Below are 23,823 nucleotides of genomic sequence, written 5' to 3'. Positions count from 1 at the left end.
GAGGGGCGTGCGAGGCCGGTCAGCGACAGGCGGCGCTGGACACGCGGGCCAGGTCGATATGACGGCGCAGCGTGAGGGCGAGCAGGACCGGAGCGGCGTGGGCGGGGGACGCGGATCGGCGGCCGGCCATGGCACTGCTCCCTTCAGCTCGTCGGTGGTGACGGCTGCAGCCTGCCACGGGGCGACGCCCGCCCACAACTCGCTTCCCATGATGTGGGATTGAGCATGAACGGCGTGTTTCACCAGGCGATTCGGGCCCGGCCGGACTCCCGTAATGTGGCAACGTCAAGCCCCGCATCCCCACGAGCGGAGAGTGAACCCCCATGACCGAGACCGCCGCAGTACGCGCTCCCGGTGGGGCGCAGGCGGTACAGCGCGCCCTGGACGTCCTGCACTGTTTCCATGACAACGGTCCCGACCTGAGCGCCTCCGATCTGGCCCGCCGCCTCACGCTCTCGGTCTCCACCGCCCATCGGCTGGCGCGCACCCTGCTCGGTGCCGGATTCCTCGAACAGGACGCCCGGACCTCCCGTTACCGGCTGGGGCCCGCCGTGACCGAACTGGGCCGGCTCTCCTACCATCAGCGTGGTCTGCATCTGGCCGCCCCCGAGCTGGCCGACCTCGCCGAACGCACGGGTGCCACCGCCGACCTGGCGCTGCGCAGCGGACCGCACGCGGTGATCGTCGCCGGGGGTTCGGTGACCCCCAAGGTGGGGCTGCGTCGGCCGCTGCACTCCACCGCACTGGGCAAGGTCCTGCTGGCCTGGGCGCGGCCGGGTGACGGTGGCCCTTCCTCCCTGCCGCCGCTGCCGGCCTTCACCGACCGGACGATCGTCGATCCGGCGGCTCTGGAGGCCGAGCTGGCCCGGGTCCGCTCCGACACCCACGCAGTCAACGACGGCGAGTCGGCCCATGGGGTGCGGACCCTGGCGGTGCCCGTGCTGGACGGCGCCGGGTACGCCCGTTTCGCCCTGGCGGTACGGGCGACCCCGTCCGTGATCACCGATGAACGCATCGACTGGTTCCTGGAGCAGGCGCGTTCCTGCGCACGCGCCCTGGAGGTGCTGCTGCTGTCTCCGTCGGAGCGGCGGCCTCCCGCGCCGTGAAGTGTCCGCCGGACCCGGGCTGTCGGTCGCGCATGGGACGATATGAGTCGCTCCGGGCGGAAGGCCGGTGGGTGCAGCGGCAAGGCGGCGGGGACAGAAGGTACGACATGACTGAGGCCGGGTCCACGGAGGGCGGGGTGCCGACCGGGCGGGCCGCCCGGGAACTGCTGGCGCGGGCCGACGTGCTGGTGGACGCCGCGCGCGGTGTCCTGTCGGATCACACCCGTGCGGTCGGCGCCGTGCGCACGGCTCTGGACCCGCTCCTCGACGCCCTCGTCGGCAAGGAGCTGTCGGCCATCCCGGTGTCGCGGCTCAAGGACGTCACCGAGGGCCGGCTGCGCCTCGGCGCGGTCGAGCAGGCCGGATTCACGACGGTGGCACAGGTGTACGGGGCCGGCCGCTACGAGCTCCGCCAGATTCCCGGCGTCGGCGCGCAGACCGCCGACCAGGCCCTGGCCGCCGCGGGCCAGATCGCGCACGCGGTGCGGGACACCGTCGCCGTGCGGATAGACGTGGACACCCCCGACGATGCCACGACCGCCCTGGTCACCGCGTTGTACCGGCTGGTCGAGGCGGGGCCGCACGTGCGGCGGGCCGTGGACGGGGCCCGGCGGCTGGCCGGCTGCCTGGAGCCGCTCCTGGCCGCCGCCGGGCCGGCCCGGGGGCGGCTGCGCATGGTCTTCACCCGGCGGGAGGCCCGGGCGAGGACGCTCGAGGCCGTCGCCTCCGTGCGGGCGGCAGTCGCCGACGCGGTGGAGCGCGAACTTCCCCTGCTCTTCGGCCAGGTGTCCGTCGACCTGCTGCGGGACCCGGCCTCCGACGTCGCCGCCTGGGTCGACTTCGAACTGCGGTCCGCGGAGTACTACAGCCTGCTGGCCGAGATGTCCGGCTCCGGTCCCGACCGTGACGCGGCCGAGGGGTTCCTGCCGTCCGGGATCGCGGACCGGGTCCGCGGGCTGCGGCTGGACGACGCCCGGCTGCGGGTCTCGCTGCGCGGTTACCAGTCCTTCGGCGCGCGCTTCGCGCTCGCGCAGAAGCGGGTGATCCTCGGGGACGAGATGGGGCTCGGCAAGACCGTGCAGGCCATCGCCGCGCTGGCACATCTCGCGGCGCGCGGCGAGACGCACTTCCTGGTCGTCTGCCCCGCGAGCGTGCTGATCAACTGGACGCGGGAGATCCGTGCCCGGTCCACGCTGCGCCCCTTGCCGGTGCACGGTCCGGAGCGGCAGGCGGCGTTCGCCGAGTGGCGCGAGAGCGGCGGGGTCGCGCTGACCACCTTCGACGCCCTGCACACCCTCCCCCTCGCGCACGACAGCGGCGTGCGGCCCGGCATGCTCGTCGTCGACGAGGCGCACTACGTCAAGAATCCGGCCACGCGTCGTGCCCGTGCGGTGTCAGGCTGGTCGGAAGGGACCGAGCACGTGCTCTTCCTGACCGGCACACCCATGGAGAACCGCGTGGAGGAGTTCCGCAGCCTCGTGCGCCATCTCCGGCCCGAACTGGCCCCCTCGGTCAGCACCACGCACGGTGTCGCCGGTTCGCACGCCTTCCGCCGGGCCGTCGCCCCCGCCTACCTGCGCCGCAACCAGCAGGACGTGCTCACCGAGCTCCCCTCCCTCATACAGGTCGACGAGTGGGAGGAGTTCAGCGACGCCGACCAGCGGGCCTACCACGAGGCGGTGGCCGCCGGGCACTTCATGCGGATGCGCCGGGCGGCGTACGCCCACCCGGCCACGTCCGCCAAGCTGAACCGGTTGCGCGAGCTCGTGGCGGAGGCCGAGGACAACGGGCTGAAGGTCGTCGTGTTCTCGTACTTCCGCGAGGTCCTGGAGACGGTCCGGCAGTCCCTGGGGGAAGGTGTCTTCGGCCCGCTGTCCGGAAGCGTGCCGGCCGCGCGGCGCCAGGGGCTGATCGACGACTTCGCCGCGGCGGACGGACACGCGGTGCTGCTCAGCCAGATCCAGGCGGGCGGGATCGGGCTGAACATGCAGGCCGCGTCGGTCGTCATCCTCTGCGAGCCGCAGATCAAGCCGACCATGGAGCACCAGGCCGTGGCCCGTGCCCACCGGATGGGCCAGATACGCACGGTCCAGGTGCACCGGCTCCTCGCGGCGGACAGCGTCGACCAGCGGCTGCTCGACATCCTGGCCCGCAAGGAGCGGCTGTTCGACGCGTACGCACGGCGCAGCGACGTCGCCGAGACGACGCCGGACGCCGTGGACGTGTCGGACGGCTCACTGGCCCGTCGCATCGTCGAGGAGGAACAGCAGCGCCTCGCCGCGGTGGCGGACGCGGGCGGCTGACGACCTCGTGCACGGTGAGTGGTGGGACGTCGACGGGGTCGACGGGACCTCGTTGCTCATGTCCGAGCCGGGATCCGGTCTGCGGTCCGTTGCCGTGGCAGCAGGCCGGTGACGGCTGGGACGGTGTCGTCCGCGTACTCGCGGCGGCAGAGCTCGACGCCCGACCACCAACCGTGCACGAGCTCGCTAGTGCCCGGCCGTGTCGTCAGGCCAGATGCCTATGTGATCGGGCTCCAGCTCCAGCATCACCCGGTCACGCATGCCCAGGGCATCGGTGTAGTCCGCGGGCAGCTGAAGGCGGCCCGCGCGGTCCAGCATGGCGTACTCCCTGGCCACCACGGACTGCTGGCCCGTCGTCGCGTCGACCTCCGTGCGCCGCAGGGTTTCCGTGGAGGTGCGGCCGTCGCGGATGGCCACCGTGCGGCGGACCTCGGCGGCCACCGACTGGTCGTGCGTGACGACGAGGATCGTCGTGCCGAGCTCCTTGTTCGCCATACGCAGCGCGGCGAAGACCTCCTCGGCGGTCTGGGAGTCCAGCTCGCCCGTCGGCTCGTCGGCGAGCAGCACCGCCGGTTCGTTCGCCAGTGCCACCGCGATGGAGACGCGTTGCTGCTGGCCGCCGGACATCTGGTGCGGGCGGCGGTCGCGGCAGTCGGCGACCTCCAGCAGGGAGAGCAGCGATTCGGCGCGCGCGGCCCGTTCGGCCTTCTTCCGGCTGCCGGCCAGCTGCATCGGCAGCGTCACGTTCTGCACGGCGCTCAGATACGGCAGGAGATTGCGTGCCGTCTGCTGCCAGACGAAGCCCACCACCTCGCGCCGGTAGCGCAGCCGGTCCTTCGCGCTCATGGTCAGCAGATCGCATCCGGCCACCTTCGCGGCGCCCGCCGTCGGCTCGTCCAGACCCGCCAGGACGTTCATCAGCGTCGACTTGCCGCTGCCGGACGCCCCGACCAGGGCCATCAGCTCCCCCTCGCGGACCAGCAGGTCGAGCCCTTGCAGTGCCTGCACCTCGACTCCGTCCGTGGAGAAGATGCGGACCAGACGGTCACAGGTGATCAGCGCGTCATGGCCGTATTCGGGCCGGTCGCGCCGGGCCGCCGCCCGGCGCTCCAGCTCGCCGAGCGTGATGCCTGTGGCGGACTCGGTCATCGCGTGTCTCCTACCCTGAGTTCGGTCGTTGTCGTACGCCGGGTGATCATCCAGGCCTGTGCGGCAGCCACCGCCGACGCGATCGCCACCACTCCGAGCGCGGGCAGCAGCAGGCTCACCGGGTCGGTGCGCAGCTGTACTCGGCCGAGCGAAGCCGCCTGATCGGCCAGGGCGAGCCGGCCGAGATCGATTCCGGGAGCCAGCAGCAGGATCGTCACCCAGCCGACCAGCGCACCACCCACGGCGGCCAGCAGAGCCTGCGGGAGGTTCTCCAGAATCAGCAGACGGCGCCCCTGGCGGCGGGTCAGGCCCATGGTGCGCAGCCGAGCCAGCATCGCGGTCCGCTCGGCGGAGGTCTGGAGCACCGAGAGCACCAGCGCGAGTACCGCGTACCCGGCTCCCGCCGCCGCGGCCAGCACGTAGATCCGTTCGGCACCGCTCTGCACGGGTGACATCGTGAAGTTGTCCTCTTCGGCGGAGCGCAGCTTCACGGTGGCGGAGCCCGCCGCGCGGGCCGCTTCCTCGAGGTCGCCGCGGGCCACGGAGGGCCCGGATATCAGCAGCGTGGAGGCGGGGTGCCGGCCCGGCAGACCCGCCGCGTCGACCACCAGGAAGTCACCCGCGGCGACGGCGGGAGTGCTGCTGCGCACCATGTCCACGCGGACCGGGATCGGGCCGCTTGCCGGGCCGATCGTCGCCGTCCGCCCGCGCAGCCGCTCGGCGACGGCGGGGGAGGCCAGCGCGGGCAGCGCTCCGGAGGACTTCCGCAGTTCAGCGGCCCGGAAGGCACCGAGCCCGGTACGGCCGGCCAGACGCGCGTACGAATCGGGGTCGACGGCGAGCAGCGTGACGGCCTCGGCCCGGGCATCCCGCAGGTCCAGACCGAACTCCCGGTAGACGGGCGCGACGTCGGTCACCCCGGCCACCTTCCGTACCGCCCCGGCCAGCGTGTCCGGCAGCGCCCGGTCGGCGTCGATCCGGGCATCGGCGCCGACCGCGACCAAGGACGCGCGCGCCCGGGCGTCGTCGACACCGGAGATCACCGAGCCACCGAACGCCGCTGTCGTCAGGGCCACGAGCAGCGCCAGCAGCGGAAGGACGGCGGTGGCGGAGGAGCGGCCCGCACGGGCGAGTGACAGGAAGCCGACGGCACCGCGCCGTCGCGCCACCGGCAGCGCCGCGAGCCGCAGGGGCAGCGGATACAGCCGTACGAACAGCAGTGCGGCGATGAAACCCACCAGTACCGGGGCGGCGCTGATCAGTGCGTCCACATCGCCGTCCGAGGTGCCCCGGCGCCGCAGTGCGGTGACCGCTGCCACGGTCAGCACCAGCAGCGTCAGTTCCGCCACGGTCCGGCGGCGCGACGGTCTGGCCCGTACGAGATCGTCCCGGTCCCCGTGCAGGGCCGGCCGCCGGTGCAGGAACGCCGCCATCAGCGGCAGCGTGGCGCAGGCGAACAGCGCGACCGCGGCCGAGGCGAGCAGCGCCGGCAGCGTACGGCCCTCGGGGACGACGACGAGTGCGAGCGCGCAGCCGAGTGCCGCACCGGGCAGCACGGGAACGGCGACCTCGGCGAGCAGCCGCCCCGCGATACCGCGGACCGATGCGCCCCGCGAGCGGAGCAGCGACAGCTCGGCGCGCCTGCGCGAGGCGGTCAGGCCGCCGGTCATCAGCAGGACGACTCCCGCGACGCTGCCCACGCCGAAGGCCGCGACGGCGACCACGGGGTTGATGGCGGCACGGATGCCGTCGAACTCGATGAGGACGTCGTCCAGGCCGGAGCTGATCTCCAGCTGCGGCGAGACCTCGGTGCGCAGCGCGGTCTGCAGCGGGCCGTGTTCGAGGGAGGCGATCGTCTGCGTGATGCGGGGCAGGTCGGCGATGTCCATCCCGGCCGGGTCGGGAGCGACACGCCAGTAGGCCTCGGTGTCCACCGCAACGGACAGCAGGACGGGTGCCGCTCCGGGGGCCAGCAGCAGTGCGCCGTGCCAGTACGGCTGAGGGTCGGGTTCCAGCGTCTGGAGGTACGTCGGTGTGCGCAGCACGGGTTCGACGGACCAATAGCTCTGCTGCGGCCGACGGGGCTCGACGATGCCGGTGACGCGCACGGCGAGGGGTGCGCCCTCGGCCCGCGGCACATGGACGATCGAGCCGGCCTTGATGCGGAGGGACCTGGCAGTGGCGGAGGTGACCGCTGCCTCCACGGTGGGGGTGGCCGGGGTGACGGATCCCGCGGTCGTCCTGGGCAGCCGCCCCGAGGTCAGGGTGGAGTGCTCGGCGACTTCGGCCTGGGTGGACAGGGTGAATACCGGGCGGCCGCCGTTCAGCTCGGGCAGCCACTCGTCGGTGGCCTCCACCGGGTCGAGGGTGCGTGCTCCGTAGGCGGACTGGCCCGTGTCGGCGCGCAGGGAGTCCGGCAGGGCGGCCAGGATTCGCCGGTGATTCCCGGTCAGCCGGGGGGGCCGTAGCGCATCGGCCCTCCTGTCCGGTTCACCGTCCATCTCCTGCCGCGCATCGCTGGTCAGCTGGATGACGCTTCGCCACGGTACGGCCGCGCTCACCTCGTGGCGCAGGCCCCGGCCTTCGTACGCGTCCACCGCGCGCGGGAAGGCCGCGGCGAGGAAGGAGGTGGCCAGGACGAGGAGCAGCAGGGCGACGGCGGGTCCCGGCGCCGTACGCAGCCGGGTGCGGACCCAGGGGGCAGCGGCCTTCATGTCACTCGCCTCCCTGGACACGCAGCGCCGTGGCGGGATCGACTCGACGTATCGCCAGCGCCGCGACGACGAGCACGGGTGCGGCGGCGACTCCCGCCACCAGCAGCGCCACGCGCCCGAGCGGCAGTTCCACCAGCACACTCGGAGCAGGCTGTGTGGCCTGCCCGGTCAGCACGATCAGCGGTACGACGGCACGGGTGAGCACCGCGCCGAGGGCCAGCCCGATCAGCAGCCCGAGCCCGATCAGCAGTGACTGCTCGACGGTGAGCAGCCGGGCCAGCTGGCGCCGCGGCGCGCCGAGTGCCCGGAGCACCGCGAACTCCGCCGAGCGTTCCCGCAGCGTTCCCACCGCGCTCACCGCGAAGCCGACCGCGGCCAGCGCCGCGGCGACGAGAGCCACCGCGAGCAGGGCCGACTGCGGGCCCGCGCCGAGCGGATCGTCGTGCAGGTCCTCGGCGATCTCGTCGCGCACCTGAATCTGGGTCGGGTCGATCTCGGCCCTGTCACGCAGGGCCGCCGCGACCTCGTCCGTGGCGCCGCGCTCGGTGAACAGCCACCATTCGGTGGGCGGGAACGCCGAGTCGGGACGTGTGGCCAGCACCCGGTTGACGGCTCGCAGATCGATCAGCAGCGCGCCGCCGTCGGTCGCGGGCGTGGCGGCCGGGTCGAGGGCGCCCGCACCTGGCCCAGTGGTCGGAACACCGCGGAGAACTCCCACGATCTTCGCCTTGACGGGGCCTCCGGGCATAGGGATGTGGATCACGGATCCGGTCTTCGCACCGCTGGACTCGAGGAAGCGGTCGGTGGCGAGAGCGGCGGGCAGAGCCGTTTCCCCACGCTCGGCGACGACCCGGACGGTGACGAGGCGCGTCGGGCCCCATCGGCCCTCGGACACCGCTCTGCCCGTGTGGTACGAGACGTCGAGGGGCGTCCGCGACGACGAGCCCACGGCGGTGATCGCCGGGCCGCGCTCGTTACTGGACGAGTCGGGCTCGACGCTCACCGTGGCCTTCGCCCCCCACGCCAGCCCCTTCGGCACAGTGACCTTCCGGGTGGCGCCGTCCGCGGTCACCGAGCGCATCCCGCCGATCGTGAGCCGCTTGGCGGCGATCCGGTCCGGATAGCCCGCCTCGTCGAATTCCACCCCGGTCAGCGCCAGCGGACCCGCCGCCCTTCCCGCCGGGGCGTCTGCCGCCTTGGCGAGGTCGACGGTCAACGCGTGCTGCTTGCCGTCCGCCGCGAGCGTGTCCGTCTGCAGCCGGTAGGGCACTCCGAAGCGGTCCTCAAGGGTGAGAGTGATGGCTGTGCCCTCTCGCTCGTCCGGGCCGTCATCGGCGGCGCTCAGGGTGACATCGAGAACGAGGCGCGCCGTGTCATCGGGCAGCAGCACACCGATGCGTGCGGCCTTCCCCGGGCGCAGGGCCTTCAGCGACTCGTCCGGGTCGGTGTCGGCCAGGTCGTCCCGCAGCCGTAGTTCCGTCCCTGCGAGCCCGGTGTCGAGCGCGAGTACGGTGGCCTGGCGTCCGCCCGAAAGGAAGAGACCGGTACGGGCGGCCGGCACCGCGGCCCGTACGCCCGGCATCCCGTCGTACACACCGCCCTGGCCGAACAGGGAGGTGCCGCTGCCCAGTACGCGCACCGGGGCGCCGGACCGGAAGTCCGCCTGGTCGTCCTGCGAGCGGTCCCAGGACGCGCCCTGGCCGATCGCCAGCATGCCCATCGCGACAGCGAGCACCAGCAGCAGCACCGGTCCCGCGCCGCGCAGCGGTCTGCGGCTGATCTGCCAGCCCGCCAGTGAGACGGTCAGGCCCCGTCCCGCGGTGGCCCGCCGCTCGGCGAGTTTCGCGGTCGGCGGCAGCAGCCGCAAGGTGAGGACGGTCCCGGCCAGCAGCGCGAGCGCCGGCGCGACGACGAGCAACGGGTCGATGCCCAGGGTGCCCTCGTGGTCACCGCTGAGGGCGCCGCCCGACGCACGCCGGTCCAGCTGCCAGAACGCGACCGCGGCGACGACCACGAGCGCGATGTCCGCTCCCGTCCTCAGCGGTGCGGGCAGCGTGCCGCCGCGGCCGCGTGCCGCCACTGCCGCGGTGAGCGCCGGGGCCACCACGGCCGCGGCACAGGCCAGTGCCGCGACCGCGCCGACCAGCCAGACCTCCGCGGTCGGGCCGGTGTCGACGTGCAGCCCGATTCTGGCCAGCAGCCCCTGGCCGGCGAGCAACCGGGTGAGCGGACCTGCGAGCAGCGGCGCGCACACGGCGGCCGGCAGCGCGAGCAGCAGCGCCTCCAGGGCGGCGAGCGCGGCGAGACGGCCACGCGACGCGCCGCGGGCCAGCAGCACCTGGGTTTCGCTCGCGCGTTCTGTGCTCAGCAGCCGGGCCACCAGCAGCAGCGTGTACCCGGCGAGCAGCACCAGTTGCAACGAGATGATCAGCAGAGTCGCCCTGGACACGAGCAGCGCCCGCTCCAACGTGCCGAGGACGCCCGGCAGCGAGGTGCGCGTGGTGACGCCGCGCTCCAGCCCCGGCTGGGCGGCGACGAAGTCCTGGCTGTTCTTCGCGGCCGTGCGCAGGGAGTCGATCCGGTCGGCGCCGAATGTGGCGAAGTCGGCCGTGGCCAGCCAGGACAGACCGCCCTGCGTGATCCGGCCGGACCCGAAGGCCGCGGTGTCGGTCAGCAGGGGCCCGTACGTCATGAACGAGTCCTTGTGCACACCGCGCCCGCCCAGCTCGTCCAGCTGCCAGTACGGATCGTTCCGGTCGACGGGACGATAGACACCGGTGACGCGGATCCGCACCGCGGGACCCCCGAGCCGGTCGGCAAGGGTCAGCACCCGCGGCCCCGGCGACAGTTCCAGCTGCGCCGCGGCGGCCTCGGGCACGGCGACCCCGACCACGTCGCCCTGTCCCGCCGACGGCCAGGCGCCCTTCGACAGGTGGACCCGCGAGCGGTCCACCAGGGCGAACGTGGTGAGGTCGGGTTCACCCAGGCGGGCGGCCGGCGGCTGCAGACCGCGCGGCAGCGCGTACGGCCCCGAGCGGTCGAACTGCCTCAGGGTCACCGGCAGACCGTCGAAGGACTGCCGGGCTCCGCGCCGGACCGCCTGTACGGCCGCCGCACGGTCCGCGCCGGGACTCTCCGCCTTGATGACCAGCGAGGCGGCGGCCGCGTCCCTGGTCTGCAGGGCGTGACGTAGACCGGCGTCGCCGACGGAACCCGCGAAGGCGGCGAGGGTGGCCAGTACGGCGGTGGTCAACAGGACGGCGAGCAGCGCCGCCGTGACGAGCAGCCGGTGTCCGCGGACGCGCAGAAACACAAATCCCGTCACCGGTCTCCCCCGAAGTGCCTTGTACGCATCCCCCGAAAACTCTTTCGAAGGGGATGTTTACAGAGACCGCGCTCGGAGAACACCGTCCCCCCACACGACTTGATCGAATTGTGACCGGATTTCGGTGCGTGAACACCGGAATGCGGTGCTTCAGCCGTGTATCAGACGTGCTCGACGATCTGGCCGTCGTTGAGCTCGAGCACCCGGTCGGCCAGGCCCAGCAGCTGGGCGTCGTGCGTGGCGACCAGCGCCGTGACGCCCTCGGCCCGCACCACGGCACGCAGCAGCTCCATCACCGCCAGCCCCGTCTCCGCGTCCAGCTGGCCCGTCGGTTCGTCGGCGATCAGCAGGGCGGGCCGGTTGGCGAGTGCGCGGGCGATGGCGACACGTTGCTGCTGGCCACCGGAGAGCTCACCGGGCCGCTGCTCCGCGTGTGCGGCGAGTCCGACCAGCCCGAGAAGCAGCTCGACCCTTTCGTCGCGCTCCTTCGGATCGGTTCTGCGCAGGCGCATCGGCACACCGACGTTCTCGGCGGCCGTCAGGATCGGGATCAGGCCGAAGGACTGGAAGATGAAGCCGATCCGGTCGCGGCGCAGCTCCAGCAGGCCGTCCTCCCCGAGGTCCGCCAGATCGGTGCCGCCCACGGTGACGCGGCCCTCGCCGGGGGCGTCGAACCCGCCGACCAGGTTGAGCAGTGTCGTCTTGCCGGAGCCCGATCTGCCCTTGAGGGCGACCAGCTCACCGTGTGCCACGTCGAAGGAGACGCCGCGCAGGGCGTGGACGGCGGCGGCCCCGGAGCCGTAGGAACGATGCACGTTCTCCACCCGCACCATGGGTCCGCCGTCGCTGCCCGCCGCGAAGGCGGTGCCGGCGTGCGCGCTGATGCTCTCTGTCATGAAGAACCCCCCGTACGGAATCGGTCGGGCCCAGTATGTTCAGAGGCGTGCGTCCGGGCAACGGCGGGTGGCCGCCGGAGCCCTGCGACTGCCGTGGACCCCCCGTCCGGTATCCGATGACGCGGGCTGTGCGCCGCTCCTCGGCGGCATCCTGGCCCATGGGCCCCGGCTCGGGCCGATCGCCAGGCCCAGGTCAGGTGCCGTCGCCCTGGTGATGCCCGTCTCCGGCACCGCGTGCGCGACAGGAGGGTCCGAGCGGACACGTTCGGCCGGCCGCCTCCTTCCGGAAACGGCCGGTCGGGCATCTCGGCGGGACATGAAGGACTCCGGTGTGGTGCAGCCCCGGACGACCGCACCACACCGGGCGCCCGCACCACGATCGAGCCCGGCGGGTGTCGGCAACGCTCGCGATCAATGCACCTGGTGACCCTCGGGCGCCTTCGCCTTCCCGGAGGGACCCGCCTCCGGCGACGACCCCATGGTGTGTCCCTCGTGTCCCGGCACGGTCCCGTCCGCCTTGGCCACCAGCAGCATTCCGGCCATGCCCATGTCGGAGTGGCTCTGCACATGGCAGTGGTACATCCAGGCGCCGGCGCCCACGTGTTCGCCCGCGACGACCTGGAAGCCGAAGGAGTCCGCGGGCCCGACGATCTTCGTGTCGATGACCCGGCTCGGGTCGTCGGGGCCGGTGAGCAGACCCGTGCGGTTGTCCGCCCACCGGTGACCGTGGATGTGGAACGTGTGGTAGTACTCGCCGTGCGTGATCATGACAACTTCGAGCCGGTCCCCCACCGTGGCTTCGAAGTCGGGGCTCTTGTCAGCGGGCTTGTTGTTGATCGTCATGTCGTTGAAGACGATCGTGATGGTCTTGTCGGGCAGGATGTCGCCCTTGCGCCGGACGATCAGCGGCCCGTACAGCCCCTTGCGGATGCCACCCGTCCCGTGGTCCGTACCGACGACGTGGTCGTGGTAGTGCCAGTAGCCCGCACTGCCCGGCTGCCAGGTGCCGTCCTTGCGCCGGCCCGGGGCGTGGGTGCGCCAGGTGTACGTGCGGGTCTCGCCCGGTTCGACGATGCTCCGGTTCATCCGGGTGCCGTCGCTCGCGATGTCGTAGTCGACGCCGTGCGCGTGCAGGCTGGCCGCCACGTCCATGGTGTTCTCGAACTCGATGTGCAGGGTGTCGCCCTCGTTGACCTCGATCAGCGGTCCGGGGACCGAGGCCTTGCCCTTCTCGAACCCGTAGCCCATCGAGCCGTCCGCCAACTTCTCCGCGTACAGCTTGAGATGGCGGACCACCCCTCCCGCGGGGGCCGTCCGGGGCGGGTTCTCCGCCGAGGTGGCCTCGATCGCGCCGAGGGACAACGATGTCACGCCGGTCGCCGCCGCCACCCCGCCACCCATCAGAACCCGCCGGTTGAAGCTCCTTCGGTCCATGTCGAACTCCCCACTGCTGGAAGGGTTTTACGGAGAAAGCCGAGGCAGCCACGGAAAGAAGCAGGAAGTGCGCAGGCCTCGTGGGCCGGTGGGCCGCGTGCACGGCCCACCGCCGGAACGGGCCATACCGTAGCCCGGGGAGCTTCGTTTATCCACACTAAGGACAAAGTTCGTGTCATTGCTGCCATAGCTATTGGCGAGTCGCGAAAAGAGGTCTAGCTTCATGCGCTGTTGCAGTGCCAAAGCTGTTGCAGTGACCAAAGAGGGGTGGGTGACCACATGCAGCGCACACCACATCACAGGTCCAGATCACGACGCGGGCTCGCGGCGGCCGTTGCGGCCGGCGCACTGACCGCATCCCTGCTCGGTGGCAATGCCGCCAGCGCCAGAACGGATCCCCGGGCTCCGGAATCCCTGGCGACAACGTTGTCCCTGCCGTCGCCACCGGGCGGCGCCAACGTCAAGGTGCTCGTATTCCACGCCTCCGCCACCGACGAGTCACCGACGGTCGACGCCGGGATCGCGGCGGTCGAACGGATCGGGCTCACCGGCCCGGAGGCGGGCCGGTTCAAGACCGTCGCCACCGATGACGCCTCCGTCTTCACCAACGGCAAGCAGCTCGGCAAGTACAACGCCGTCGTCTTCCTGACGGGTGGCGGTGACGTCCTAGACCCCGAGCAGGAGGCCGGTCTGGAGGCGTACATGGAGGCCGGCGGCGGCTTCCTCGGCATCCATGACGCGGCACGCACCGAGCCGTACTCGGACTGGTTCACCGGCCTCGTCGGTGCACGTCCGGCAGCCGGCAGCCCCACCGCCGTGCAGCGTGCGACGGTCGAGATCGGCGACCGGCAGCACCCGGCGACGAAGAACCTGCCGCTGGAGTGGAAGCGCCCGGACAAGTGGCTGAACTGGAAGGACAATCCGTCCGGCGACGTGCACACCGTGGCGCGGGTCCGGGAGATCACCTACAAGCCGGGCACGAGCGCCAACGGCTGGGACCACCCGGTCTCCTGGTGCCGTGACTACGACGGCGGCCGGTCCTTCTACACCGCGATGGGCGGGACCGTCGACAGCTTCGCCGAGGCGGACTTCCGCGACCATCTGCGCGGCGCACTGGACTGGACGACCCGGATCTCGCAGGCGGACTGCAAGGCGACGATCACCTCCAACTACACGGCGGAGCGGGTCACTCAGCCCAATCAGCCCGGCAGGAACGACCAGATCGGCGAACCCCACGGGCTGGTGACGGCTCCCGACGGACGGGTGCTGTACATCGGCCGCGGCGGCGCCGACAGCAGCGTGCCGGTCGTCACCGACTGGAACGACCCGAACGTCGGCAAGGGCCTGGGCCAGATCCATGTCTACGACCCGGCGACCAAGAAGGTCACCCTCGCCGGCGAGCTCACGGTCTTCGGCAACAAGGGCGGCGGCGACGAGCTGATCAAGGTCGAGGAGGGCCTGCTCGGCATCGAGCTCGACCCGGACTTCGAGAAGAACGGCTGGGTGTACCTGCACTACACACCCCACGACAAGATCGACCGCGACAAACAGATGGCGGTCCGTCAGGTCTCCCGCTTCACCCTCGACCTGGCGACGAACAAGCTGGACCTGTCGTCCGAGAAGGTGCTGCTGCACTGGCCGGTGCAGATCCACAGCTGCTGCCACGCCGGCGGCGGCATGGCGTGGGACTCCAAGGGCAACCTGTACATCGCGACCGGTGACAACAACTCCTCCGGCTTCAGCGACGGTTACTCGGGCAACAACCCGCAGCCGAACTACAAGGGCGTCTCGTTCTCCGACGCCCGGCGCACCGCGGGCAACACGAACAACCTCAACGGGAAGATCCTGCGGATCCACCCCGAGGACGACGGCACGTACACGCTGCCCGCGGGGAATCTCTTCACCGGCAAGGAGCCGGACGAGGGCGGTGGAAAGACCCGCGGCGAGATCTACGTGATGGGTGTGCGCAACCCGGCCCGGATCTCCGTCGACAAGTCGACCGACACGCTGTACGCGGGCTGGGTCGGCCCCGACGCGGGCGCCCCGAGCACCACCTGGGGCCCGGCCAAGTACGACACCTTCGCCGCGATCACCCAGGCGGGCAACCACGGCTGGCCGTACTGCATGGGCAACAAGCAGCCCTACCGGGACCGCAATCTGCCCGATCCGAGCAAGCCGCTCGGCTGGTACGACTGCGACCACCCCAAGAACGAGTCGCCGAACAACGACGGTCTCGTGAAGCTGCCGCCGATCACGTCCAACACCATCTGGTACTCGCCCCAGGGGGGCGGCGTGGACTACCCGCGCGACGCGAACGGCATCCCGAGCTACAAGGTGGAGGACCAGAAGGAGCTCCTGCCCTGGCTCAAGGGCGGCGGCCAGGCCACGATGAACGGCCCGGTCTACCGGTACGACGCGGCGAGCACCAGCGCAGGCAAGTGGCCGGCGTACTGGGACGGCAAGTGGTTCGTCGGTGACTTCTACGACGACACCCAGCCGCGGCACGCCGTACTCACCGATCCGAGGACGGTCGGCAAGGGCGGACTGCCCACGCACGCCGAGTCGCTCAAGGAGATCATCCCGGTGGGCGCGAACGGCATCCGCAACCTGATGGACTGGAAGTTCGCCCCGGACGGTTCCTTGTACGTCCTGGACTACGGGCGCGGCTTTTTCACCTCCGACTCCAAGTCCGCGCTGTGGCGCGTGACGTACAAGGGCGGCGCAGCGACCCCGGCCGCCAAGGATCTGGCCAGGAAGGCGGCAGTGCAGTGAGACACCGTTCGATCTTCTTCCGAAGGCGGTTCCGGCCCGCGCGGCTGTGGCTCGCGCTGCTGGGGTCGTTCCTGATGGTGCTGGGGCTGACCTCGACGGCTGCGTACGGCCGTACGGCGGCGCCGGCGGACGCGGCCGCCGACCAGGTGCTGACCTGGACGGCGGGCGACCCCATCGACCACTACCTCTCCGCGCCGAAGACAGCGGTGGCCGGCAAGGCGACCATCGTCTTCGAGAACAGTGAGGCGACCGGGAACACCACGGGCATGCCGCACACGCTGACCTTCAGCGTGTCGGACCCCGAGTTCAACAACGACGTCGGTCTGAACCTGCTGGCCAATCCCGGTGACGACCAGGGCGGCAAGCACACGGCCGAGGTCACACTCACCCCCGGCCGGTACTTCTACCACTGCACGATGCCCGGGCACGAGACGATGCAGGGCATCCTGACCGTGACCGACGGGGGCGGCGGCGAGGACACGACCGCGCCCGAGACCTCGGCGAAGGTCGACGGCGACAAGAACGCCGCCGGCGCGTACATCGGCCAGGCCACCGTCACCCTCGCCGCCACCGACGCGGGTTCGGGCGTCGACACCGTCGAGTACGCGGTCGGGGCCGACGGCGCCTGGCAGCCGTACACCGTGCCGGTCGTCGTGAACGAGGTCGGCTCGCACCTCATCCGGTACCGCGCCACCGACAAGGCGGGCAACGCGGCCGCGGAGAAGACGGCCGAGTTCGCGGTCGCCCCTGTGCCGACGGACGACACGACGGCGCCCGAGACCTCGGCGACCGTGTCCGGGGAGAAGGACGACCAGGGGCGGTACCTGGGCATGGCGACGGTCACCGTCACCGCGTCCGACACCGGTTCGGGCGTCAACACCATCGAGTACGCGCTCGGGGCGGACGGCGCCTGGCAGCCGTACACCGGTCCCGTGATGGTGCACGCGGTGGGGGCGCAGCACGTCCGCTACCGCGCGACCGACAAGGCGGGCAACGCGGCCGCGGAGAAGGCGGTGGACTTCACCGTCATCGAGCCGCCCACCGAGGACACGACGGCGCCCGAGACGTCAGCGAAGGTCGAGGGCGACAAGAACTCGGACGGCGCCTACCTCACCAGTGCCAAGGTGACGGTCACCGCGACCGACGCCGGCAGCGGGGTGGACAAGGTCGAGTACTCCCTGGACGGCGGCCCCTACCTGGCCTACACCACCACCGTCATCGTCGACCGGATCGGCTACCACACGCTCGCCCACCGGGCCACGGACAAGGCCGGCAACACCTCCGAGGCAGCTCAGGTGTCGTTCACCGTCGCGCAGAGCGGCGGCGTCCCGGCGCCGAACTGCCCCGAGTTCGACGAAAGGCTCACCGTCATCGTGGGCACGGTCGACACCGGGGTCCCCAACCGCATCACGGGTAACCGCTGCACGATCAACGAGCTGATCGAGGACGAGAAGGACTGGTCGTCGCACGCGCTGTTCCTCAAGCACGTCGACAAGGTCCTCGACAAGCTGCTCACCGCCGGGGTGATCGACGCCCGCGAGCACAAGAAGATCTACCGCGCGGCCAAGCAGTCCGGCATCGGCAAGCCGGGCCAGGACGAGGGCTACCGCAAGCTCTTCGACGGCACGGCCGCCTCGCTCGCCAAGTGGCAGCAGGTGGGTGGCGGGCAGTTCGCGCTCAACGAGGCGGACAGCGCCATCACCAGTTCCACCACGGTGGACGGCATGGGCATGCTGTGGTTCCCGGGCCGCCAGTACGGGGACTTCTCGCTGAAGCTCCAGTGGCGGGACGACGCCCCGGGCACGGGCAACGCCAACGGTGGCGTGTTCGTACGCTTCCCCAACGTCCACGACAATCCGGAGGAGCCGAATCCGGAGTGGGTCGCCATCAAGTACGGCCATGAGATCCAGGTCAACGACCGGCCGGACGGCGACATGTACAAGACGGGCTCCGTGTACGGATTCGACCGGGTGGGTCTCGCCGGTGCCGGGGTCACTCCCAAGGGCACGTGGAACGACTACGAGATCCGGGTGGTGGACCAGCACTACTCCGTCTTCCGCAACGGTGTCCTGCTCAACGAGTTCGACAACACCGGCGGTCAGCTCTTCGAGCCGCCGCGGGGTGACGACCCGGGCACCGACGGCCGGCGGTACGCCTCCGGCTACATCGGGCTCCAGGTCCACAGCACCTCGGACGTGATCTCCTACCGGGACATCCGGATCAAGGAGTTGTAGTCGCACCGTTGCGCATCAGGTGGCCGCGGCCGCATGCCCGGGCATGTGGTCGCGGCCTCCTGGGTGCCGGTGGCGCCACACCCAGAAGACCGCGATGGAGACCAGGCACCAGACCCCGAGCACCAGGAAGGGAAAGAGTTTCTGGTAGCCCTGGTAGTAGACGGCGGTGTGCTGGGCGTTGACCGAGGCGCCCGGCGGCAGCCACCGCCCGATGTGCCCGAGCAGCGAGGGCAGCAGCGGCCAGGACACGGCACCGCCGGATGACGGGTTTCCCAGGAGCACCATCACTCCCCAGGTCGGCAGCATGGCCCAGCGCCCCATCAGGGTGTTGAACATGGTGAAGACCATGCCCGACGTGAACATCGTGAACGCCAGGATCAGCCAGGACTCGGCGAAGGGCAGATCGACGGCGCCGAGCCCCCAGTCCACCACCGCGGCGATGGCGAAGGCGCCCAGCAGTGAGTAGACGATGGTGAACGCGATCCGTTCCAGAGGGATCAGGCTCCTGGCGTGCACGCTGAGCTGGATGGAGCCGACGAATCCCACGATCACCGCGGCGAGCGAGATGTAGAACAGCGCGAGTCCGCGGGGGTCACCCTTCTGGAGAGGTTTGACGTCCATGACGGCGACCGGGATGTCCAGGGTGTCCCCCACCTTCACCGCGGATTCGGCGAGCAGCTGCGCGACGGCCGCGCCGGAGGCGCCGGCCACGTCGAGCGCGACCCCGCGGCTGCCGGACCGCACGATGGTGAAGACCTCTTGTTCCTCGAGCGCCTCACGGGCGGCGGCCGGCGTTCTGTAGACATGGATGACGAGGGAGGCGTCCAGTGCCTCGTCCATCGCGGCGACGAACTCCTTGCCGCGGCCCGTGTCCGGCTGGCTGACCACTGCGGTCGGAATCCGGTGGGGGGTCGGGTTGGCCATCGCGTACGTGTACGAGCCGGCGAAGAGCCCTGCGGCGGCGGCGAGGATGAACACCAGGACGGTTGCCGGGAAGTAGGGCGACTCCTTGAACGCCGCCCATTTCTCTCCCCCGGTCAGCGGCCTGCTGTGCGCTCCGTGGTGCGCCCCGGGCTCCTGGCCGGATGTGCTCATGCGTCGCTGTCCTCGTCGTGGCGGGCGCGGCTGGGCTGCACCCGTTTCGGTTCGCCCGGCATCTTCGGGTACTCCGGCGGATAGGGCAGATCACCCGGGCCGCCGTCGCTCTCGTGCCGGTCGGCGAGCTCCAGCAGGGAGTCGAGCCGAAAGGCCTCCTGGTCCATGTCCTCGTGCACGTCGCCCAGTTCCGCGTAGCGCACCGGCATGGTCCGGATGTCGAAGTCGCGCGGCTCCGCGTCATCGATCTCCTCCCAGCGCAGCGGGGCGGAGACCGGGGCGTGCGGGCGGGGGCGCACGGAATAGGCGGAGGCGATCGTCCGGTCCCTGGCCGTCTGGTTGTAGTCGACGAAGATCCGCTCGCCCCGCTCCTCCTTCCACCATGCGGTCGTCACCCGGTCGGGCATCCGGCTCTCCAGCTCGCGCCCCACCGCGATGGCCGCCCGCCGGACCTCGGTGAACGTCCAGCGTGCCTCGATGGGCACGAAGACGTGGATGCCCCGGCCGCCGGACGTCTTGGGCCAGCCGCGCAGTCCGTGCTCGTCCAGGACCGAGCGCAGCTCATGGGCGGCACGGACCGCGTCGGTGTAGTCGGTGCCGGGCTGGGGGTCCAGGTCGATGCGCAGCTCGTCGGGGTGGTCGGTGTCGCCGCCGCGGACGGGCCAGGGATGGAAGGTGAGCGTTCCGAGGTTGGCCGCCCAGATGACGGCGGCCACCTCCGTGGGGCACATCTCGCGGGCGGACCGGCCGCTGGGGAAGGAGATCTCGGTGGTGGGGATCCATTCGGGGAGGTTCTTCGGGGCGCGTTTCTGGTAGAAGAACTCGCCCTCGACCCCGTCCACGAACCGCTGGAGCGTGGTGGGCCGGTTGCGGAGGGCACGCAGGATCCCGGGGCCCACGGCAAGGAAGTACTCGGCCACCTCCCTTTTCGTGTACCCCTTCTCCGGGAAGTAGACCTTGTCCGGACTGGACAGCCGTACGGCCCGTCCCGCCGCTTCCAGCTCCACCGCTTTGCCCGCTGCTGCCATGTCGGCCACCGTAGGCCGGGCACACATATGCCGCATATCGGAAGACTCCGGACGCTGCACGGTTCACAATCGGAGCATGGATCTGCCGGTGATGCCGCCCGTGAAGCCGATGCTCGCGAAGTCCGTGAAACGGATCCCGCCGGGCATGCAGTACGAGGCGAAGTGGGACGGCTTCCGGGCGATCGTGCACCGGGACGGGGACGAGGTGGTGATCGGCAGCCGCACCGGCAAGCCCCTGACCCGCTACTTCCCCGAGCTGGTCACCGCGGCCCGGGAGAATCTGCCGCCACGCTGTGTCGTGGACGGTGAGATCGTCGTCGCGTACGACGGGCGGCTCGACTTCGACCGGCTCAGCGAGCGCATCCACCCCGCCGACTCCCGGGTACGGCTGCTGGCCGAGCAGACCCCGGCGAGCCTGGTCGCCTTCGACCTCCTCGCGCTGGGCGACGACTCGCTCCTGGACACCCGGCAGTCGGACCGGCGGACGGTGCTGGAGGCCGCGCTGGCCGAGGCCTCGGCCCCGGTCCATCTCGCTCCGTCGACCACCGATCCGGCCGTGGCGCAGGAGTGGTTCGAGCGGTACGAGGGGGCGGGCCTGGACGGGGTCGTCGCCAAGCCGCTCGATCTGCCGTACCGGCCGGACATCCGGGCCATGTACAAGATCAAGCACGAGCGCACGGCCGACTGCGTGGTGGCGGGCTACCGCTTCCACAAGAGCGGTCCCATCGTCGGCTCGCTGCTGCTCGGGCTGCACGACGAGCAGGGCTCCCTGCAGCACGTGGGCGTCTGCGCGGCCTTCCCCATGAAGCGCCGCGCCGAACTCGTCTCCGAGCTCGAACCCCTGGTGACCGATGTCGCCGAGCACCCGTGGGGCTCCTGGGCGGACGCCGAGGCGCACGCGGGCTCCCGGATGCCCGGCGCACCGAGCCGCTGGTCGGGGAAGAAGGACATGTCCTGGGTGGCACTGCGTCCGGAGCGGGTCTGTGAAGTGGCGTACGACCACATGGAGGGCGACCGGTTCCGGCACACGACCCAGTTCCGCCGGTGGCGGCCGGACCGCACCCCCGACAGCTGCACGTACGCGCAACTGGAAGAGGTGGTGCGGTACGACCTGGCCGAGGTGCTGTCGGCGGGCGGCTGACGGCACCGCCGGGGATCAGTCGGCGGCCGGCGGCACCGACGCGGTGGAGCAGGGCTCCTCGGTGTCCGTGGGGTCCGGCGACGGGGTCTCCGTAGCTCCCGGGGTGTCCGTCGGGTCCGGCGAGGCGGGGTCCGTCGGGCAGCCGGTCTCCCCCGGGCCGGGTGGCGTGGTGCCGGGGTCGGGCGAGGTGCCCGGGTCGGGAGTCGTCGTCGGGTCCGGGCTCGCGGAACCCGTGTCGGTGGGATCGGGTGTGCCCGGGGCCGTGGGCACACCGGGGTCCGGGGACCCGGTGTCGCCCGGTGAGGGGCTCGCGCCCGGGCCCGCGGTGCCGGGTGCCGTCGGACGCGTGGAGTGGCTGGGCTGCGGGCCGACCTCGATGCCTCCGCCGCCGCCCCCGTCGCTCCCCGCGCCGGGCCCGCCCACCGGGCGCTCGGGCTCGCTCGGGCTGCCGGCTCCGGGGCTCGTGGGCACCGCCCCCTTGCCGTCGGGCACCACATGGACGCCGATGCGGTAGAACGCCAGCCAGGACAGCACGGTTCGCAGATAGGTGTCCGAGTGGTTGTAGCTCAGGATCGCCCGGTCGAGGTCGGCACGCGCCGTCAGATCGCGGGTGCCGGCGCAGAGATAGGCTCCGGCGGCCAGGGAGGCGTCGTAGATGTTGCCCGGGTCGCTGCGCCCGTCGCCGTTGCCGTCCCTCGCCCAGTGGGCCCAGGTCGAGGGGATGAACTGCATCGGGCCGACGGCCCGGTCGTAGGTCTTGTCCCCGTCGTACCCGCCGCCGTCCGTGTCCGGGATGTTCGCGAACCCGGCGCCGTTGAGCACCGGCCCCAGGATCGGGGAGAGCGTCGCACCGTGGGCGTCGACCCGCCCACCGCCCGCGTGCCCGGACTCGACCTTGCCGATCGCCGCCAGTAACTGCCACGGCAGCCGGCAGCCCGGGTCACTGCGCCCCAGCGAGCTCTCCGCCCTGCGATAGGCGGCGAGCACCGTGGACGGGATCCCCGCCTCGGACCACGACTGCACAGCGGCCTTGCTCCGCTTGACGCCGGGCTCGGGCGGCTCGGGGCTCTTCAGGGGCGGGAGTTCGGTGTGGTACGCGTCGTCATTGGCCACCTGCGACCACTTGACCTCGTCAGTCTCCGTCTTCTGCTTCTGCTTCTGCGTCTCCGCGTGCGCGACGAGCCCCGGTGCCTGGGACGCGGTGAGCGCTGCCATCGCGGCGACGGCGGCGGCGGTGCCGCCGATTCCGCGGCGCATGGTGCCGTTGAACCTCATGCGTGCTCTCCTCTCCCCCGGGTCACCGGGTGAACGTGTCGATGGCGGATATGCGCCAGGTGCCGCCCCGGCGGACGGCGTCCACGGCGAACATCGCCGCGGCGTACGTGGTCTCCTCCGACTTGCCCGTACGGGTGTTGCTCTGGTCGGCGAAGACGATCAGCCGGGCACGGTCGCCGTCGAGCAGCTCCACACCGCTCTCGGTGACCGTCGTGGTGAGGACGAGCTTCTGCTTCGGTGCCTGCGCCCGTACCTCGGCGAGCATGTCCTCGTGCTGCTGCACGGCCTTGCCCGTCAGGTACTTCTTCACGGCGGTGTCGGCCTTGGCGGGCGAGGCGTAGTTGTACGAGAACACCGCGCCGACGGCTTCGGTGATCTGCCCCTTCACCTCGCTGGTGCGGGCGATGTCGGTGAGCGCGGTGTTCCGCCTGCCCGGGTCGTCGTCCAGGGTGGCGGCCGAGGTGAACGCCCACGCGGCGAACGCGCCAAGGAGGACGGTCAGGGCGCAGAGTGCGGTGGGCAGTCCGATCCGGAGCCGGGGCGGACGGCCGGAGCGCGGCGTTTCCTTTCCGGGCTTCTCCTGCGGTTCCGCCTCGTCGACGGCGGCTTCGTCGTGCCCGGAACCGTCCAGGACGGTCCCGGGGTCCACGGGCTCGCGCACGGGGGCGGACGTGGCTGTGCGTTCGGCGGCGACGGTGGCCAGGCGTCGCTGCCGGTTCACGAGGTGGCGGGTCGTCGACATGTCCGTGGGTCCTCTCGGTGCGGGGTGGGAGTCGGTGGCGTGAGCCGTCAGCCGGCGGTGTTGCCGACGGGCGCCTGGCCGAGGGCGCTGAGCTTCCACCCTTCGGGAGTGCGGGTGAGCTGTCCCAGCATCCGGCTCTCCTTCACCGCGGGCTTGCCCTTGGGCGCGGTCACGGTCACCCGCAGCGCCACCATCACGCCCGCCTTCCCGGCCCTGTCGTCGAGCTCGGTGACCGCACCGGACAGCACCTTGGCCGTACTGACGGTCTTCGCCGCCTGGATCTGCTTCACGAACCCGTCCCGCCCGTCGACGAGTTGCTGGTGCAGGTCCCCGGTGGTGGAGTCCTCCCAGCTGTCGAGACCCTTGGCGAGCTGTTCGTGATCGAGCGTGTTCATGTTCTGCACGGCCTGCTCGCCGGCGGCCAGGGCGTCGTCGCGCGCCTGGGCGTACGCCGCCGAGCCGTCGTGCTCCGCCCGGTACCAGGACGCCCCGCCCCAGCCCGCGGCGCCCGCCGCCGCGACCGTCAGCACGATCGCCGCCGCCACCAGCGGATTCCTCGTCATCCGTACCCGTGCCATCGTTGCCTCTCCCTGCCGGCCGGTCTGTGCT

16 protein-coding genes are annotated in these 23,823 nt (G+C 71.5%); 5 read left to right on the top strand and 11 right to left on the bottom strand.

The features are described from left to right. Positions 1 to 19: 19 nt before the first annotated feature. Positions 20 to 130: a putative leader peptide gene (locus ABZ434_RS13475; RefSeq protein ID WP_359135056.1), complete on the bottom strand. Its 111-nt coding sequence runs from the start codon at positions 128 to 130 to the stop codon at positions 20 to 22. 193 nt (positions 131 to 323) lie between these two features. Here ABZ434_RS13475 and ABZ434_RS13470 point away from each other — a divergent pair, with 193 nt between their 5' ends. Both ABZ434_RS13470 and ABZ434_RS13465 read left to right on the top strand, forming a co-directional pair. Next, positions 324 to 1,106 carry an IclR family transcriptional regulator gene (locus ABZ434_RS13470; protein WP_359135054.1) on the top strand — a complete coding sequence of 261 codons (783 nt, stop codon included), beginning with the start codon at positions 324 to 326 and terminating at the stop codon, positions 1,104 to 1,106. 107 nt (positions 1,107 to 1,213) lie between these two features. Next, entirely contained in the window at positions 1,214 to 3,409 is a 2,196-nt protein-coding gene (locus tag ABZ434_RS13465; protein ID WP_359135052.1) for a DEAD/DEAH box helicase, read from the top strand. A gap of 186 nt (positions 3,410 to 3,595) precedes the next feature. On the opposite strand, the gene ABZ434_RS13460 is transcribed toward ABZ434_RS13465, so the two are convergent. From ABZ434_RS13460 to ABZ434_RS13440, 5 genes are all read right to left on the bottom strand, one after another. Then, positions 3,596 to 4,558, bottom strand: coding sequence for an ABC transporter ATP-binding protein (locus ABZ434_RS13460; protein ID WP_359135050.1), 963 nt, complete (start codon positions 4,556 to 4,558; stop codon positions 3,596 to 3,598). After that, the gene (locus ABZ434_RS13455) at positions 4,555 to 7,272 is read right to left on the bottom strand and encodes an FtsX-like permease family protein (protein WP_359135048.1); all 2,718 of its coding nucleotides are present in this window, start codon (positions 7,270 to 7,272) and stop codon (positions 4,555 to 4,557) included. The genes ABZ434_RS13460 and ABZ434_RS13455 overlap by 4 nt, the downstream gene beginning before the upstream one ends. A gap of 1 nt (position 7,273) precedes the next feature. Beyond that, a complete protein-coding gene (locus ABZ434_RS13450) occupies positions 7,274 to 10,597 on the bottom strand; it encodes an FtsX-like permease family protein (protein ID WP_359135046.1) in 3,324 nt (1,107 codons plus the stop codon). A gap of 161 nt (positions 10,598 to 10,758) precedes the next feature. Next, on the bottom strand, positions 10,759 to 11,493 hold the full coding sequence (locus tag ABZ434_RS13445) for an ABC transporter ATP-binding protein (protein ID WP_359135044.1): 735 nt from the start codon (positions 11,491 to 11,493) through the stop codon (positions 10,759 to 10,761). Positions 11,494 to 11,904: 411 nt separating this feature from the next. Continuing rightward, on the bottom strand, positions 11,905 to 12,927 hold the full coding sequence (locus ABZ434_RS13440; protein WP_359135042.1) for a multicopper oxidase domain-containing protein: 1,023 nt from the start codon (positions 12,925 to 12,927) through the stop codon (positions 11,905 to 11,907). Positions 12,928 to 13,206: 279 nt separating this feature from the next. Here ABZ434_RS13440 and ABZ434_RS13435 point away from each other — a divergent pair, with 279 nt between their 5' ends. Continuing rightward, the gene (locus ABZ434_RS13435; RefSeq protein ID WP_359135040.1) at positions 13,207 to 15,699 is read left to right on the top strand and encodes a ThuA domain-containing protein; all 2,493 of its coding nucleotides are present in this window, start codon (positions 13,207 to 13,209) and stop codon (positions 15,697 to 15,699) included. Further along, positions 15,696 to 17,933 carry a family 16 glycoside hydrolase gene (locus tag ABZ434_RS13430; RefSeq protein WP_359135038.1) on the top strand — a complete coding sequence of 746 codons (2,238 nt, stop codon included), beginning with the start codon at positions 15,696 to 15,698 and terminating at the stop codon, positions 17,931 to 17,933. The genes ABZ434_RS13435 and ABZ434_RS13430 overlap by 4 nt, the downstream gene beginning before the upstream one ends. A gap of 15 nt (positions 17,934 to 17,948) precedes the next feature. On the opposite strand, the gene ABZ434_RS13425 is transcribed toward ABZ434_RS13430, so the two are convergent. Both ABZ434_RS13425 and ligD read right to left on the bottom strand, forming a co-directional pair. Beyond that, positions 17,949 to 19,028, bottom strand: a complete 1,080-nt coding sequence (locus ABZ434_RS13425) for an ABC transporter permease (RefSeq protein ID WP_359135034.1) — start codon at positions 19,026 to 19,028, stop codon at positions 17,949 to 17,951. Then, complete coding sequence (gene ligD, locus ABZ434_RS13420) at positions 19,025 to 20,035, bottom strand: non-homologous end-joining DNA ligase (protein WP_359135277.1); 1,011 nt, start codon at positions 20,033 to 20,035, stop codon at positions 19,025 to 19,027. Before ligD ends, ABZ434_RS13425 begins: the two co-directional genes overlap by 4 nt. A 97-nt stretch (positions 20,036 to 20,132) precedes the next feature. On the opposite strand from ligD, the gene ABZ434_RS13415 reads away from it, so the two are divergent. Further along, the gene (locus tag ABZ434_RS13415) at positions 20,133 to 21,197 is read left to right on the top strand and encodes an ATP-dependent DNA ligase (protein WP_359135032.1); all 1,065 of its coding nucleotides are present in this window, start codon (positions 20,133 to 20,135) and stop codon (positions 21,195 to 21,197) included. Positions 21,198 to 21,212: 15 nt separating this feature from the next. On the opposite strand, the gene ABZ434_RS13410 is transcribed toward ABZ434_RS13415, so the two are convergent. From ABZ434_RS13410 to ABZ434_RS13400, 3 genes are read right to left on the bottom strand one after another with little or no spacing between them, the layout of a single operon-like run. Further along, on the bottom strand, positions 21,213 to 22,472 hold the full coding sequence (locus tag ABZ434_RS13410; protein ID WP_359135030.1) for a lytic murein transglycosylase: 1,260 nt from the start codon (positions 22,470 to 22,472) through the stop codon (positions 21,213 to 21,215). 22 nt (positions 22,473 to 22,494) lie between these two features. Then, on the bottom strand, positions 22,495 to 23,214 hold the full coding sequence (locus ABZ434_RS13405) for a hypothetical protein (protein WP_359135026.1): 720 nt from the start codon (positions 23,212 to 23,214) through the stop codon (positions 22,495 to 22,497). A gap of 47 nt (positions 23,215 to 23,261) precedes the next feature. Further along, complete coding sequence (locus tag ABZ434_RS13400; protein WP_359135275.1) at positions 23,262 to 23,759, bottom strand: hypothetical protein; 498 nt, start codon at positions 23,757 to 23,759, stop codon at positions 23,262 to 23,264. Positions 23,760 to 23,823 lie beyond the last annotated feature (64 nt).

The sequence above is a fragment of the Streptomyces sp. NPDC005761 genome (assembly GCF_040630635.1).
Lineage (GTDB): Bacteria > Actinomycetota > Actinomycetes > Streptomycetales > Streptomycetaceae > Streptomyces.
Note: the sequence above shows the minus strand (reverse complement) of the source record. Positions and strands in the feature narration are given on the sequence as shown.

What these genes read in the sequence shown, in the direction of transcription:
- ABZ434_RS13475 (WP_359135056.1), bottom strand. Translation starts at nt 130, where the DNA reads ATGGCCGGCCGCCGATCCGCGTCCCCCGCCCACGCCGCTCCGGTCCTG.
- ABZ434_RS13470 (WP_359135054.1), top strand. Translation starts at nt 324, where the DNA reads ATGACCGAGACCGCCGCAGTACGCGCTCCCGGTGGGGCGCAGGCGGTA.
- ABZ434_RS13465 (WP_359135052.1), top strand. Translation starts at nt 1,214, where the DNA reads ATGACTGAGGCCGGGTCCACGGAGGGCGGGGTGCCGACCGGGCGGGCC.
- ABZ434_RS13460 (WP_359135050.1), bottom strand. Translation starts at nt 4,558, where the DNA reads ATGACCGAGTCCGCCACAGGCATCACGCTCGGCGAGCTGGAGCGCCGG.
- ABZ434_RS13455 (WP_359135048.1), bottom strand. Translation starts at nt 7,272, where the DNA reads ATGAAGGCCGCTGCCCCCTGGGTCCGCACCCGGCTGCGTACGGCGCCG.
- ABZ434_RS13445 (WP_359135044.1), bottom strand. Translation starts at nt 11,493, where the DNA reads ATGACAGAGAGCATCAGCGCGCACGCCGGCACCGCCTTCGCGGCGGGC.
- ABZ434_RS13440 (WP_359135042.1), bottom strand. Translation starts at nt 12,927, where the DNA reads ATGGACCGAAGGAGCTTCAACCGGCGGGTTCTGATGGGTGGCGGGGTG.
- ABZ434_RS13435 (WP_359135040.1), top strand. Translation starts at nt 13,207, where the DNA reads ATGCAGCGCACACCACATCACAGGTCCAGATCACGACGCGGGCTCGCG.
- ABZ434_RS13425 (WP_359135034.1), bottom strand. Translation starts at nt 19,028, where the DNA reads ATGAGCACATCCGGCCAGGAGCCCGGGGCGCACCACGGAGCGCACAGC.
- ABZ434_RS13415 (WP_359135032.1), top strand. Translation starts at nt 20,133, where the DNA reads ATGGATCTGCCGGTGATGCCGCCCGTGAAGCCGATGCTCGCGAAGTCC.
- ABZ434_RS13410 (WP_359135030.1), bottom strand. Translation starts at nt 22,472, where the DNA reads ATGAGGTTCAACGGCACCATGCGCCGCGGAATCGGCGGCACCGCCGCC.
- ABZ434_RS13405 (WP_359135026.1), bottom strand. Translation starts at nt 23,214, where the DNA reads ATGTCGACGACCCGCCACCTCGTGAACCGGCAGCGACGCCTGGCCACC.